This is a genomic window from Motilibacter rhizosphaerae (genome assembly GCF_004216915.1).
In the GTDB taxonomy this organism is placed as follows: Bacteria; Actinomycetota; Actinomycetes; order Motilibacterales; family Motilibacteraceae; genus Motilibacter; species Motilibacter rhizosphaerae.
Window position 1 is genome coordinate 1104886 of record NZ_SGXD01000002.1, and the last position, 12769, is coordinate 1117654.

The following is a 12769-nucleotide window of genomic DNA, read 5'->3' on the forward strand; positions in this document are numbered from 1 at the left end:
TGGAAGAGCTGCAAGAGATTTCGTTACCAAACGGTGGCCCAGACGGAGTGCGCGCCCTCAGCGCCGCGGTGCGGAGCCGCGTCTGCGGACGGCGAGCAGACTGCCGAGCCCTGCCGCCAGCACGACCACCAGGGCGCCGAGCCCCACGAGCAGACCGGTCGAGGTGCCGGCGCCCGAGCTGGTGGGCGCGGCTGCCGCGGCGGTCGCGCCCGGCGCCGGGGCGTCCGCCGCCGTCCCGCTGCTCGTCGGAGCCGCGGAGGCGGCCGCGGCGCTCGAGGTCCCCCCCGACGCCGCGGCCGAGGCGGCAGGTGCCGTGGCGGGACTGCTCGTCTGCACCGCGCTCTGCCCCGACAGCAGCGGGTTCGTCGCCACGTGGGGCACGTCCGCCGTCAACGCCCGCACCGGGTCGACGATCCCGAAGCCGTACTCCGGGTCCCTGCCCTTCGCCCCCGCGTCGTCGGCGGTCTGCACCAGCCGGGCGATGACGTCCGGCGCCTTCAGCCGCGGGTACTTCGCCCGCACCAGGGCTGCCGTCGCCGACACCAGCGCGGTGGACGCGCTGGTCCCGCTCCCCTTGAACAGCCGGCCGCCCGGACCCACCACCGTCATGTCGACGCCCGGCGCAGCCAGCACCGCCTCCGGCCCGTGCACGGACACCTGCGAGAACCGACCACGCTGGTCCACCGCCGTCACGGCGATGACACCGGGCAGCCGGGCGGGGCAGTCGACGCCGCGGTCGCCCTGGGTCCTGTTGCCTGCCGCCGCGACCACCACGACGTCCGCAGCGACGGCCGCCTTGACCGCCTCGCGGATCACCAGCGTGCACACGCCCTCGCCGAACGAGAGGTTCAGCACTCCCACGTGGTGCTTCGCGGCCCAGCCGATCCCGTAGGCCTCCTGCTCGTTGACCCCCGCCTGGACGGTGCTCGCGGTCCCGACCGAGAGCACCGTGGCCCCCGGGGCCAGCCCCCGGAGACCGCTCCGCGCGCCCGACCCGACCATGAGGTCCGCCATGCCGGTGCCGTGAGGGTCGGCGGAAGGGGTCTTCGCGCCGTCCAGCCGCAGCCCCTCGCGCACGCGACCGCGCAGCTCCGGCACGGAGGTGTCGACCGGGGTGTCGACCAGCCCGATGACGACGCCCTTGCCGGTGGAGATGCGGTTGGCGTCGGCCGCGTGCAGGAAGCCCAGCTGCCATGCCGCGCTCCCCGCCGCCGACGCGCCGGGTGCCGCCCCGACCACCGGGCCGGCCAGCGCCAGCAGGGCGACCCCCCCGACAGCGGCGGGTCGCGGGAGGCGAGCCACCGTCAGGCGTCCGGGGCGAGCGCGTCCGCTGCCGTGGACGGGGCGGCGAAGACGTCGCGGTCCTCCACGAGCCACGTGGTGCGGCCGCCCGCACCCTCCCGCTGGCGCTGGCGCGAGCGCGGCGCGCCGGCCGCGGACGACCCCGCCTCGCCCTCTGCCGCACCGGCCGCGCGCGGCCGCCCGGCTGCCTCCTCCTCGGCCCCGAGCGCGCCCGACCGGGCAGCGGAGCCGCTGCGGCGACCCCCCTCGGACTCGGCGGTCTCGGCCTCCGCCGCGGAACCGCGGACACCGCGCCGCGGGGACGTCCGCTCGCCCTCCTCGGCCGCAGCGGTGCCGCCGCTGCGCACGCCCGTGCGGCCGACCGCCTCCTCCACGCCGCCCGCTGCGCCCCTCCGGGAGCCCGGGGACGCCTCCCGCTCGGCGGACGAACCCGCCCGACCTGCGCGGCCCTCCTCCTCGACGCCACCGGCGCCGGCCCGCAGCGCGCGGCGGGCGCCGGTCTGCTCCGCGTCCTGCGCGCCTCCCGCTCCGGCGCGTACGGGCCGGGAGCTGCCCGCTCCCGCCTCTTCGCCGAGCAGGGCACCGCTCCGGGCGCCCACCCGCTCCTCGCCCTCGACCGGGACGCCGGCGCGCACCGACCTCCGCCCGCCGACGGCCTCGTCCGCGGCGCCTCCGCGGACGCCACGCTGCCCAGGGGTGCCCGCCCGCAGCGCGCCGTCCTCGCCCACGACGGTCCCGGCCCGCGCGGCCTGGCGCGGCTCGGCCGAGGGCTCCTCGACCACGCCCTGCGCACCGCGCCGCAGGGAGCCGTCGCGGCCGACGGCAGCGCGGGCGGCCGCCGGGCGTGCCGCGGAGGCGCCGCCCGCCGGCTCCTCGAGCACGGACCCGCCGCGCAGGCGCGCTGCAGCCGGCTCCTCGGCGCCGGCGGCACCCGGACGGCTGGAGCGTGCGACGCCCGGCTCCTCGGCCTCGACCGCGCCCGGGCGCCCCGGACGACCGGAGCGCGTCGCGCCCGGCTCACCCTCGACCGCTCCGGCGCCGCGCCCGATCGTGCCCGTACGCCCGACGGGCTCCTCCTCCACGAGGCCGCCGCGCGCGGCGGTCCGGCCCGGGCTGGCCCCGGCCGTCCCCGGACGCAGCGCGCCGGGGCGGGCGGCGCCGCCGGCAGACCGCCCTGCCAGGCCGAGGCCCAGGGCGCCTCCGGCCGCTGCTGCGGCGGCAGCGGCGGCTGCCGCGGTGCCGGTCGACCCGCTCCCCGGCTGCGGGTGGAGGGCGGTCGCGGGAGAGGTCCGGCCGGGGGGCACGGAGCTGCCGCCCGTCCCGCCGCCCAGGGTGCCCGTGGGTGACGTCGTGGGGACCGGCGACGGGTGCGACGGCGCCGGCGCGGTGCCGCCCGGCGATGCGGGGCCAGACCCGTGGCCCGGACCCGCGGGCGCCGGGGTGCCCGGCGCGGGGTGCGTCGTGCTGCTCCCCGGGCCGGAGCCGTGGTGCGGGGGCACGGGTGCCGTGGTCGTGGGCCCCGGGTGGTAGCGCCCGCCCCCGGTCGGCGTGCCGCCGCCGCCCTGCGGCGAGGACCCGCCGCCGGGGGGCGTGGGAGAGCCGCCGTAGCCCGGGCCGCCGGCGCCGCCGCCCACCGGTGTCGTCGCCATGCGGGAGGGGACGTCGCCGGGCGGGGGGCCGTAGTAGTCCGGGGCGTCCTGCAGCTGGCCCTGCGACGAGGCGTAGGACGAGCCGAGGCGCTGCATGACGCGCACCGCCTCCTGGCGGCGCTGCTCGGCGAGGTAGTCGTAGTGCGCGTCGGCCGCGCGCACGGCGGACGACTGCTGGTCGGGCGTGGCCGAGCTGCCGGCGGAGGACGAGGCCGCGGACTGCCACCCGGCAGGGCGCTCGTACGGCTCCGGCATGTCCTGCTTGGCCTGCTGCGCGGCGTCGGCGGCGGCGTACACCGCCTGCTCGTTCGCGGAGGAGGCCCTCGACGCGCGCATGCTCGTGTCCGCGAGGTCGTTCATCTGCTTGGTGTACGCGTCGGCCGCCGGGCCCTTCCAGACCTCGGCGAGCTGCGCGGTGCTCGAGCTGAGGCGCGAGGAGCGGTCGGCGGTCGAGCCGCTGACGGCGCCCCACGACGCCGCGGCCGAGCGCATGCCGTCGGGGTCGAGCGCGTCGGCCATCGCCTTCAGCTCGGGGTGGCTGTAGCCCTCGAAGCCCATCAGCCGATCCCCCCCGTCGTGTCCCCGCCCGTCCCGGGCGCTGCGGCCGGCGTGTGCTCGTGGATGTCGACCGGAGCGGTCGCCCGCATGTGCATCTCGGTGCCGCCCAGCAGGTGGTCGAGCGTCCGCAGGCGCACGTGGTTCTGCTCGTCGGTGGTCGTGTAGGTCGTCGCGATGGACTCGAGCGCGTCCTGGGCCGCGCTGATGCCGCCGTAGACCTTGGCCAGCAGCTGCGTCATCCCGTCGAGGACGGCGTCGTGGCGGGCCTTCAGCGACTGGCCCTCGGGGAACCCGCCGAACTCCGGCGTCGAGTCCAGGTAGTCCGAGGTGTCCTTCACCGCGGCGATCTCGTTCTCGAGCTCGGCGGCGTAGGCCCTCAGGTCGTCGATCTGGACGAGCACCACGCCTGCGGCGGCGGCCGCTTCGTCGGACGGGAGCACGGCGGTCCTCTCCTCCTGCCTCGGTCCTGCTGGTCGTGCTGGTCGTGCTCGGGGCAGTCGGCCCCGGGGAGACGCCGCCGCGCCCGGCTCCTGGTGGGTCAGCACCGGGAGCCGGACGCGGGGGTCACGGGCGTCAGGCCCAGATGCTCGCGTTGGAGCTCTCGGCGGCCTGGAAGTCGTCGTGGGCGTTGCCGACGGCACGGCCGATGGCGTCGAGGATCTGGTTGATCTCGGCGGCGGCCTCGTCCCACTGCTTCTGCTTGGCCTGGTAGTTCTCCGCGGCCTGGCCGGACCAGGTCGCGACGAGCGGCGCGAGGTAGGCCTTCAGGTCGGCCAGCTCGCTGTTGATGTTCTGCGACGTGGTCGCGATGTCGCCCTGGGCCTGGGAGATGGCCGAGAACGTGACAAGGATCTCCGACATGCTGAACCCTCTCAACCCAGGACGCTGGTGATGTTCGAGAACGACGACGACTGCGTGGTGTCCGAGGTGTCGTACGTCGTGCGGGACGTGGCGATCGCGTCGCTGATGTCGTGCAGCGCGCTGTTGAGCTTCGTCGCGTTCTCGTTCCAGCGCTGGTGCAGCGCCGTGAAGCTCGTCGCCGCCGAGCCCTTCCAGGTCGACGCGAGCGGCTCGAGCTTGCTCATCAGCGACGCGAGCTGCGCCTGCACCTGCTGGTTGACGTCAGCGACGTGCTGCGACGCCTGCTGCATGGTGTCGAGTTGGGTGCCGTAGGAGTCGGCCACGGCTTCACCTGCTTCCCTCTCGGCCGCTGGCGCGGCGTGCGGATCGTCAGTTGAGCGTTATCCGCACCCTAGGCACGGCAAACCACGGAGATGCAAATCCACCTGGTCAGGTGGCACGGCGAACGCCTGCGGCCACGCCAGAACTCGCGTGCAGCACTGCACACGACGCTGACGCACCGCTGATTCCGTGGTTCCGCTCCGTGTCCGTCTGCGACTGCTCGAGGGAGTGGTCGCGGGGCTACTGGCCGGGCGCGAGCGCGGCCTGGACGAGCTGGGCGCCCGTACGCCGCGAGACGAGCGTGCCGCGGCCGGGGGGCTGCGGCGAGGGCCGGACGTCGCCCACGAGGGCGCCCTCGTCGCGGCTGCCCGACAGCACGAGCCCCGGGCTGCCGGCCTCGCGCAGGCGGGCGAGCACCGGCTCGAACAGCGAGCGCCCAGCGCCGCCGCTGCGGCGGGCGAGCAGCAGGTGCAGGCCGATGTCGCGCGCCTGCGGCAGGAACTCGGCCAGCGGTGCCAGCGGGTTGTCGCTGGGCGTCACCACGAGGTCGTAGTCGTCCACGACGACGAACAGCTCGGGGCCGTGCCACCACGAGCGGTCGCGCAGCTGCTCCGGACGCACGTCGGGCCCCGGCAGCCGGCGCTGCATCGACCCGCGCACCTCCGCGACGACCGGGCCGAGGGCGGCTCCCGAGGTCGCGTACGACAGCACGTGCGGGCCGCCCGCCACGTCGAGCAGGGTGCGGCGGTAGTCGACGAGCAGGATGCGCGCCTCGTCGGGTGTGTAGCGCTGCTGGATGCCCTGCAGCAGCACGCGGAGGACGTCGGTCTTGCCCGACTCCACGTCACCGAAGCAGAGGAAGTGGGGGTCGGCGTCGGGGTCCAGCCAGACGGGGCCGAGGTCGGCCTCGCGCACGCCGAGCGCTAGCGCGCGCGGGGGCGCGGTGGGGGGCAGCGGCGGGAGCTCGGGCACGAGCACGCGGCTCGGCAGCAGGCGCACGGGCGGCGCGGCCGGACCCTGCCAGGCCGCGGCCACGTCGGCCACCGCCTGCGCGGCGGCGTCGCTGAGGTCCTCGACCGTCGGGCTGCCGTCCGTGCGCGGGAGGGCCGCGAGGAAGGCGTGCGCCCCGTCGCGCGTCAGCCCGCGCCCCGGACGGTCGGCCGGGACCTGGGCGGCGGCGCGCCGGTCGGTCTCGGACTCGGTCGGGTCGCCGAGGCGGAGCTCGTAGCGCGTACCGACCAGGTCGCGCATCGCCGGGCGCACGTCGGCCCAGCGCGTGGCGCTCAGGACGACGTGCAGGCCGAAGTTGAGCCCGCGCGCGGCGATCGCCGTCACGTGGGCCTCGAGGCCCTCGTAGTCCTGGCGCAGCGTCCCCCAGCCGTCGATGACGAGGAAGACGTCGCCGTGCTGCTCCTCGGGGAGCTCCCCCGCCGCGCGGCGGGACCGGAAGTCCGCAGCCGAGGCGATCCCGCGCTCGGTGAAGAGGGCCTCGCGGGCGGCGAGCAGCGAGCCGACCTCGGCCAGGGTGCGCCGCACCCGCTCGGCGTCGAGGCGCGGGGCGATGCCGCCCACGTGCGGCAGCCCGGCGAGGCCGGCGAGGGCGCCGCCGCCGAGGTCGAGGGCGTAGACCTGGACCTCGCGGGGCGTGTGCGTCAGCGCGAGGCTGAGCACCAGGGTGCGGATCAGCGTGCTCTTGCCCGACTGCGGGCCGCCGACGACCGCGACGTGGCCGGCAGCCCCCGACAGGTCGGCGAGCAGCAGGTCGCGGCGCTGCTCCAGGGGCCGGTCGACGACGCCGACGGGGACGCGCAGGGCGCCGGCGCCCTCCCACCCGGTCGCGGTCAGCCCGCGGCCCGGCTCCACGGACAGCGGCGGCAGCAGGTCGTCGAGGGGCACCGGCTCGGACAGCGGCGGCAGCCACACCTGGTGCGCCGGCGGACCGGCGTCGCGCAGCCGCTCCACCACCACGTCGAGCAGCGTCTCGGGCGTGGCCTCGCGCTCGGCGGGCGCCTCCTCCGGCACCTCCTCGCGGGCGGCCAGTGCGGCCTCCACGGGGTGCAGCGACCAGGGCAGCACCGAGCGCACGCGCCCGGTCGGCGCCGCCCGCTGCTCAGTGCGCGCGCGGACGGGACCGGAGACGTAGGCCGCCTTGAAGCGGACCATGGTCGTGGTGTCGATCTTGAGGTAGCCCGAGCCCGGCACCGGCGGGAGCTCGTACGCGTCGGGCACCCCGATGACGACCCGGCTCTCCGCGGCCGAGAAGGTGCGCAGGGCGATGCGGTAGGACAGGTGGCTGTCCAGGCCGCGCAGCCGGCCCTCCTCCAGGCGCTGGGAGGCGAGCAGCAGGTGGATGCCGAGGCTGCGCCCCAGCCGGCCGATCGCCACGAACAGGTCGATGAAGTCCGGCTTGGCGGAGAGCAGCTCGGAGAACTCGTCGCAGACGACGAGCAGCGAGGGCAGCGGGGCCAGCGGCGCGCCCGCCTCGCGCGCCCGCTCGTAGTCGCGGACGCTCGCGAACCGGCCGGCCGCGCGCAGCAGCTCCTGGCGGCGGACCATCTCGCCCTGGAGCGCGTCGCGCATGCGGTCGACCATCGTGAGGTCGTCGGAGAGGTTGGTGATGACCGCGCTCGTGTGCGGCAGGTCGGCCATGCCGGCGAAGGTCGCGCCGCCCTTGAAGTCGACGAGCACGAAGTTGAGCGTCTCGGACGAGTGGGTGATGGCGAGGCCGAGCACGAGGGTGCGCAGCAGCTCGCTCTTGCCCGACCCGGTCGCTCCGATGAGCAGCCCGTGCGGGCCCATCCCCTCGAGCGCGGACTCCTTGAGGTCGAGGTCGACCGGCGCGCGCAGCTCGTCGACGCCCAGCGGGACGCGCAGCCGCTCGCGCACCGCCCGCGGCCGCCAGGTGCGGGACACGTCGACCTGCTCGGGATCGCCCAGGCCGAGCAGCTCGGTGAGCCCGAGGTCCGAGGCCAGCGGTTCCTCCTCGTCGGCGCCGGACGCGAGGCGCACGGGGGCGAGCAGCCGGGCCAGCGCCTCGGCCTCCGGCACCGACAGCTCGTCGGCGGTGCCGAGCGGCTCCACCGCGGCCCCGGCACCGACGACGCCCAGCGCCCGGTCCTCGGGCAGCACCGGCGCAGGAGGTACGGGCCGGCGCCTCCCCGGCCCCGCCCCCCGGGACCTGCTCCGCTCGGCGCGCTCGCGCTCCCCCACGACCAGGCGCAGCCGGGAGCGGTCGGTCTCGAGGCCGCGCAGCTCCCCCGCGAGCCCCGATCGGGAGCGCAGCACCACGAGCGTCACGCCGAGCACGCCGTCGAGCGGGCTCTCCAGCAGGTCGCCCCCGAGCTGGCCGCCGTCGACGACCACGACGACGTGCGGCTCGTCCGGGGCGAGCTGCGCGCCCGGGGACCAGCGGGGGCGCTCGGCGAGCATCCCCGGGACCTTGGCCTCGAGGTCGCCGAGGCTCCCGGCCAGCATGCGCACCGGCCCGGCGCCGTCCGCCTGCGTCGGGTGCTGCACGTGCGGCAGCCACTTCGCCCACTCCCAGTCGCTGGTGCGCTCCGGGGAGAGGCAGAGCCAGACGGCGACCTCCTCCGGCGGGTGGAAGGCCACGAGCTGGGCGACGAGCGCGCGCGCCGTGGCCGCCGTGCGCGGGACCTCGCCGACGAGGTCGATGCGGGTGAAGGCGCGGACCGCGACCGACAGCGGCAGGTCGGGGACGGTGGAGTGGGCGCGGACGAGCCGGCGCAGCGCGCTCGCGGACAGCGGCTCGAGGTCCTCGAACGGCGCCGTCTCCGGGGCGAGCAGGGGGCGGGCGAGCCGCTGCGGGCCGCGGCCGACCCGGACGACGAGGAAGTCGTCGTCGGCGGGACGCCGCTCCCAGAGGCGGGGACCCGACGCCGTGCGCCACAGGGCGCCGGGCTCGGGGTGCCGCCAGTCGAGCGCGCGGCGCTGCTGCTCCGCGGTGGCACGGGCCTGCCGGCGGACCTGGGCGAGGTAGCGCAGGTAGTCGCGCCGGTCGTCGTCGAGCTCGGCGCGCTTGCCCGCGCCCGGCCGCCCGATGCTCGTCGCGACCATGCCGAGCATCGAGACCCCGAACATGCCGCCCACGACGTAGGTCAGCGCCCCGCCGCCGCGCCCGGCGTACATGAACGCCATGGCCGCCGCGCCCGCGACCATCGGCAGCAGCGTCATCAGCTGCCCGAGCCCCTGGCGCACGACCGGCACCTGGGGCGGCGTGATGAGCGGCACCTCGCCGCCGGGGAGCTCGGGCGGCTCCTGGCGGGGCGGGCGGCGGAACGTCGTGGTGGTCATCGCGGGTCATTGTGCCCCCGGGCACGCATGCCGTCGTGCCCCCGGGCACGCATGCCGTCGTGCCCCCGGGCACGCATGCCGTCGTGCCCCCGGGCACGCAAGCCGTCGCGCCCCCGGGCACGCGTGCCGTCGCGTCCCCGTGCACCGGCAGCGGCACGGGCACCGCCAGCAGGTCGCCCCGCGAGCGGCTACCCTTCCCGCGTCTCGCCCGGGCACCGCCGGGCTGCGGAGGGGGAGCGCGCGTGGCGATCTCGGACACGGCCGGGCTCACCCGGGTCACGGTCGTGGCGCCGCACACGCGCGTCGACCTGGCGCTGCCGCACGCCGCGACCGTCGCCGAGCTGCTCGTCCCGCTGCTGCGGGTCACCGGCGAGGACCTCAGCTCGCCCGCGCTGCCCGACGCCCCCTGGACCCTCAGCCGCTTCGGCGCCCCCGCGCTCGACCCCGGCCGCAGCATCGAGTCGCACGGCGTGCGCGACGGCGAGGTCCTCTACCTCGCGCCCGCGCCCCAGGCGGCGCCCCCGCCGGTCTTCGACGACGTGGTCGACGCCGTGGCGACGGCCTCCGGCGACCCCCACCGCCGGTGGAGCTCGCTGTCGACGCGCACGGCGGGCCTGCTCTGCGCGCTCGCCGCGCTGCTCGCCGGCGCCCTCGTCGGCGTGCTCGCCGTCGGCCACGGGTCCCCGTCCACGGCGACCGCCGTCTCGACGACGGCCGCCTGCGGCGGCGCGGCGCTCGTCCTGCTCGTCCTCGCGGCGCTCGTCGCCCGGGCGTACGCCGACACGCTGGGCGCGGCGGTCGCCAGCTCCGGCGCCGTCGCCTACGCCGCGGCCACTGGCGTCTGCGCCGTGGTCCTCGCCGGCAGTGCCGCGACCGGCCGCGAGGCGCTCGCCGCCGGCGGCGGTCTGGCCCTGCTCGCGGTCGTCCTCGGCCTGCTCGCCGTCGGGGACTTCGCGGCCGCGCACCTCGGTGCCGCGCTCGCCGCCCTCGGCGCCGCTGCCGCCGGCGCGGGAGCCGTCGCGAGCGGGTCCCGGCCCGAGGACGTGGCCGCCGTCGTGGCGCCGGTCGCGCTCGCCCTGCAGGCCGTGCTGCCCGCCCTCGCCCTGCGCCTCGCCCGGCTGCCGCTCCCCCGCCTGCCCGCCGACCTCACCGGCCAGGCCCGCGACGACGAGGCGCTCGCCGGGGTCGACGCGCTCGTGCGCAGCCGGCTCGCCGCCGAGGTGCTCAGCGCCCTGCTGCTGGGCTCCGCGGCCGTGACCGCTGCCGCCGGCGCCGTGCTCGCGCTCGACGGCGGCACGGCCGCGCGCTGGCTCGCCGGCGTGCTCGCCGCCGCGCTGCTGCTGCGCACCCGGACGCACCCGGCGCGCCTGGAGCGCGCGGGCCTGCTCGTCGCCGGGCTCGTCCCCGCGGCGGCGCTGGTCGGCGTGCTCGTCGCCGGGGCCAGCGGGCCCGTACGCGCCGCGGCCGCCCTCCCCGCCCTGGGCGTGGTCGGGCTCGTCGTGCTGCTGGCGACGCTCGGCGGGACCGGCCGCGAGCCCTCGCCGTACTGGTGGCGGCTGCTCGACCTGCTCGAGGTCGTCGCGCTCGTGGCGGTCGTGCCGGTCGCGCTCGCCGTGCCGGGCACCTACGGCTACCTCCACGGCCTGGGCGGCTAGCGCAGGTCCATCCGCCGCTCGAGCTCGGTCGGCTCGACCTGCAGGCGGCGCACGCCCTCGCCGCGGACGAGCAGGAGGTGCCCGCCGGCCCGCGCGTCGGGGGTGCCCGTCGGGAGGACCCGCAGCCGCTCCCCCGCCTGGCGCAGCAGCTCGACCTGGTCGGCGGCGAGCAGCGCCGCGTCGGCGGCGTCGAGCACCGCGGCGGCCTCCGGGCCGGTGCCGCGCAGCACGGTGAGCAGGCAGCGCCACGGTCCGCCCGCGTCGAGCCGCACGGCGTCCGGCCGCGCGGCACCCCTGCCCCCGCCACCGGGGCGCGCCACCCTCGCGCGCTCCTGCACGAGGCGGTCCTGCACGAGCAGCAGCGGCGAGTGGGGGGACGCCCCCTCGGCGGCGCGCGTCGCGCCGGACACGACCTGGACCCGGTGCCGCCCGTCGCCGGCGGTGGTGAGCAGCGGCGCCCAGCCCTCGGGGCGGGTGGTGGCCACGGCGACGCGGGCGCCCACCGCCATGGCGCGGAACGCGACGACCCGGGCGAGCGCGAGGTCCGCCACGACGAGCCGGGTCGGCCGCGGGCGGAACAGCGCGAGCGCCACCGGCCACGGGTCCTCGCCGCGCCCGAGCAGCAGGCCGGCGGGCCCGGTCGGCGGCGCCGCGGAGACGAGCGAGGCGCGGTCCGCCACGAGGACCGGCACTCCAGGTGGGGCAGCAGCCGGGGAGCCCGACGACGCGGGCGCCTCCCCGGCCCAGCCGGCGTCGTCCCAGTCCTCCTGCAGGACCCCCTCGACCTGGCTCACGCGGCACGTCCCGGGCGGGGGCCGCGGGCGAGCGGGAGCGTGGCGAGCAGGCCCGGGCCGTGCGCGCCGTCGAGGCGGACGAGGCGGACCCCGAGCGCCGCGGCAGCCGCCTCCAGCTCCTCGCACGCACCGACGACGCGCGCGGCGGGCGAGGTCACCCGCAGGTGCGCCTGGACCCGCAGGGTCCTGGCGCGGTCGCGCTCGACGGCCACGGAGGAGCAGACCAGCGCGGCCCGCGGCAGCGCGAGCCCGGCGAGCGGCGAGGCGCTGCGCCGGGTCCAGCGGGCGACCGCCCAGCTCACGGAGGACAGGCCGCCCGCCTCGACCGCCGACCAGCCCTCGCGCGGGGGCTCCGGGCGGAGCAGACCGGGGTCGGCGTCGGCCGGGCCCTCGCCCGCTGGCGCCCCGGGGTCACGCACCGCGGTCTCGACGCCCGCGGCCTCGAGCACGGCGGCGACGGCGGCCGGGGCGTCGAGCAGGACCGGCACCAGCCCGGCGGCCTGCAGCCGGGCGACGAGCTGCGCGGTCGCCCCGAGCAGGGCCCGCTGCGCGCCCTCGGCCCCGCCGCCCCGCCGGGCCACGGCGCCCGGGCAGGCGCTCGGGTCCAGGCGCAGCGCGACCCAGGTGGAGCGGTGGGCCGGCAGGTCCCCGCCGGCGGCGGCGAGCAGCTCGGCGTACGAGAAGGCGGCAGGGTCCTCCGCGACCGCGAAGCGCGCCGCGGGCGCCGGGACCGTCGCACTCACCACCTGCACGGTGCGCACCCGCTGCTCCTCGTCGTCGAGCACCCCGGCGAGCAGCTCCCAGGGCAGCTCGGGGCCGGGCTCGGCCAGCACGCCGGGGGGATCGAGGCGCAGCACGCTGGTCCAGCCCGAGCCGTCGAAGACCAGCCCCACGCGCGCACCGGAGCGGTCGAGGAGCTCCTGCGCCTCGAACGGCGCGAGCAGGGTGCCGAGCGGGGCCAGGCGGGTGTCGCGCGGCGTCGGGGAGGACCGGCGCGTACGCCGGCGGAGGGCGGTGCTCGCGGCGAGGACCTCGAAGAGCCAGCGGCGTCGTACGCGGACGACGGCGAGCGCCACGACAGCGAGCGCCGGGACGAGCAGGACGAGGCCGACCCAGCGCTCGGCGGCCGTGGCGACGAGGACGGCGACGACGGCGAGCTCGACCGCGACGAGCTGGGCGACGTGGACGCGGCGCAGGGGGTCCGGGGAGGGGCGCCGCAGGGGTGGGCGCTGCTGGCCGCGGCGGCCCGCTCCGGAGCGGCGGCGCGGCTGGCGCTCGACGACGTCGCCCCTGCTCGCCACCGCACCTCCCCGTGCTC

At 78.2% G+C, this 12769-nt stretch carries 9 protein-coding genes; 1 reads left to right on the top strand and 8 read right to left on the bottom strand.

Annotated features, from left to right (window positions below):
• Window positions 1-57 precede the first annotated feature (57 nt).
• From EV189_RS10620 to eccCa, 6 genes are all read right to left on the bottom strand, one after another.
• Complete coding sequence (locus tag EV189_RS10620; protein WP_165400243.1) at window positions 58-1302, bottom strand: S8 family serine peptidase; 1245 nt, start codon at window positions 1300-1302, stop codon at window positions 58-60.
• 2 nt (window positions 1303-1304) lie between these two features.
• Window positions 1305-3509: a hypothetical protein gene (locus EV189_RS10625; protein ID WP_130492835.1), complete on the bottom strand. Its 2205-nt coding sequence runs from the start codon at window positions 3507-3509 to the stop codon at window positions 1305-1307.
• Window positions 3509-3949, bottom strand: a complete 441-nt coding sequence (locus EV189_RS10630; RefSeq protein ID WP_130492836.1) for a hypothetical protein — start codon at window positions 3947-3949, stop codon at window positions 3509-3511. The genes EV189_RS10625 and EV189_RS10630 overlap by 1 nt, the downstream gene beginning before the upstream one ends.
• A gap of 133 nt (window positions 3950-4082) precedes the next feature.
• On the bottom strand, window positions 4083-4370 hold the full coding sequence (locus EV189_RS10635) for a WXG100 family type VII secretion target (protein ID WP_130492837.1): 288 nt from the start codon (window positions 4368-4370) through the stop codon (window positions 4083-4085).
• An 11-nt stretch (window positions 4371-4381) separates the two neighbouring features.
• Complete coding sequence (locus tag EV189_RS10640) at window positions 4382-4693, bottom strand: WXG100 family type VII secretion target (RefSeq protein WP_130492838.1); 312 nt, start codon at window positions 4691-4693, stop codon at window positions 4382-4384.
• A 238-nt stretch (window positions 4694-4931) separates the two neighbouring features.
• Window positions 4932-9002 (bottom strand): type VII secretion protein EccCa, encoded by a 4071-nt coding sequence (eccCa, locus tag EV189_RS10645; RefSeq protein ID WP_130492839.1) that lies wholly within the window; start codon window positions 9000-9002, stop codon window positions 4932-4934.
• A 242-nt stretch (window positions 9003-9244) separates the two neighbouring features.
• On the opposite strand from eccCa, the gene eccD reads away from it, so the two are divergent.
• Complete coding sequence (gene eccD / locus EV189_RS10650) at window positions 9245-10657, top strand: type VII secretion integral membrane protein EccD (protein ID WP_165400244.1); 1413 nt, start codon at window positions 9245-9247, stop codon at window positions 10655-10657.
• Here the strand turns inward: eccD and EV189_RS10655 are convergent.
• Together EV189_RS10655 and eccE are read right to left on the bottom strand one after the other, a co-directional pair.
• Window positions 10654-11451 carry a hypothetical protein gene (locus tag EV189_RS10655; RefSeq protein WP_130492841.1) on the bottom strand — a complete coding sequence of 266 codons (798 nt, stop codon included), beginning with the start codon at window positions 11449-11451 and terminating at the stop codon, window positions 10654-10656. The genes eccD and EV189_RS10655 overlap by 4 nt on opposite strands.
• Complete coding sequence (gene eccE / locus EV189_RS10660) at window positions 11448-12752, bottom strand: type VII secretion protein EccE (RefSeq protein ID WP_165400245.1); 1305 nt, start codon at window positions 12750-12752, stop codon at window positions 11448-11450. Before eccE ends, EV189_RS10655 begins: the two co-directional genes overlap by 4 nt.
• Window positions 12753-12769: the final 17 nt, after the last annotated feature.

Bases quoted from the DNA above. Each gene is read 5' to 3' on its own strand.
- EV189_RS10625 (WP_130492835.1), bottom strand. From the start codon at position 3,509: ATGGGCTTCGAGGGCTACAGCCACCCCGAGCTGAAGGCGATGGCCGAC.
- EV189_RS10635 (WP_130492837.1), bottom strand. From the start codon at position 4,370: ATGTCGGAGATCCTTGTCACGTTCTCGGCCATCTCCCAGGCCCAGGGC.
- eccCa (WP_130492839.1), bottom strand. From the start codon at position 9,002: ATGACCACCACGACGTTCCGCCGCCCGCCCCGCCAGGAGCCGCCCGAG.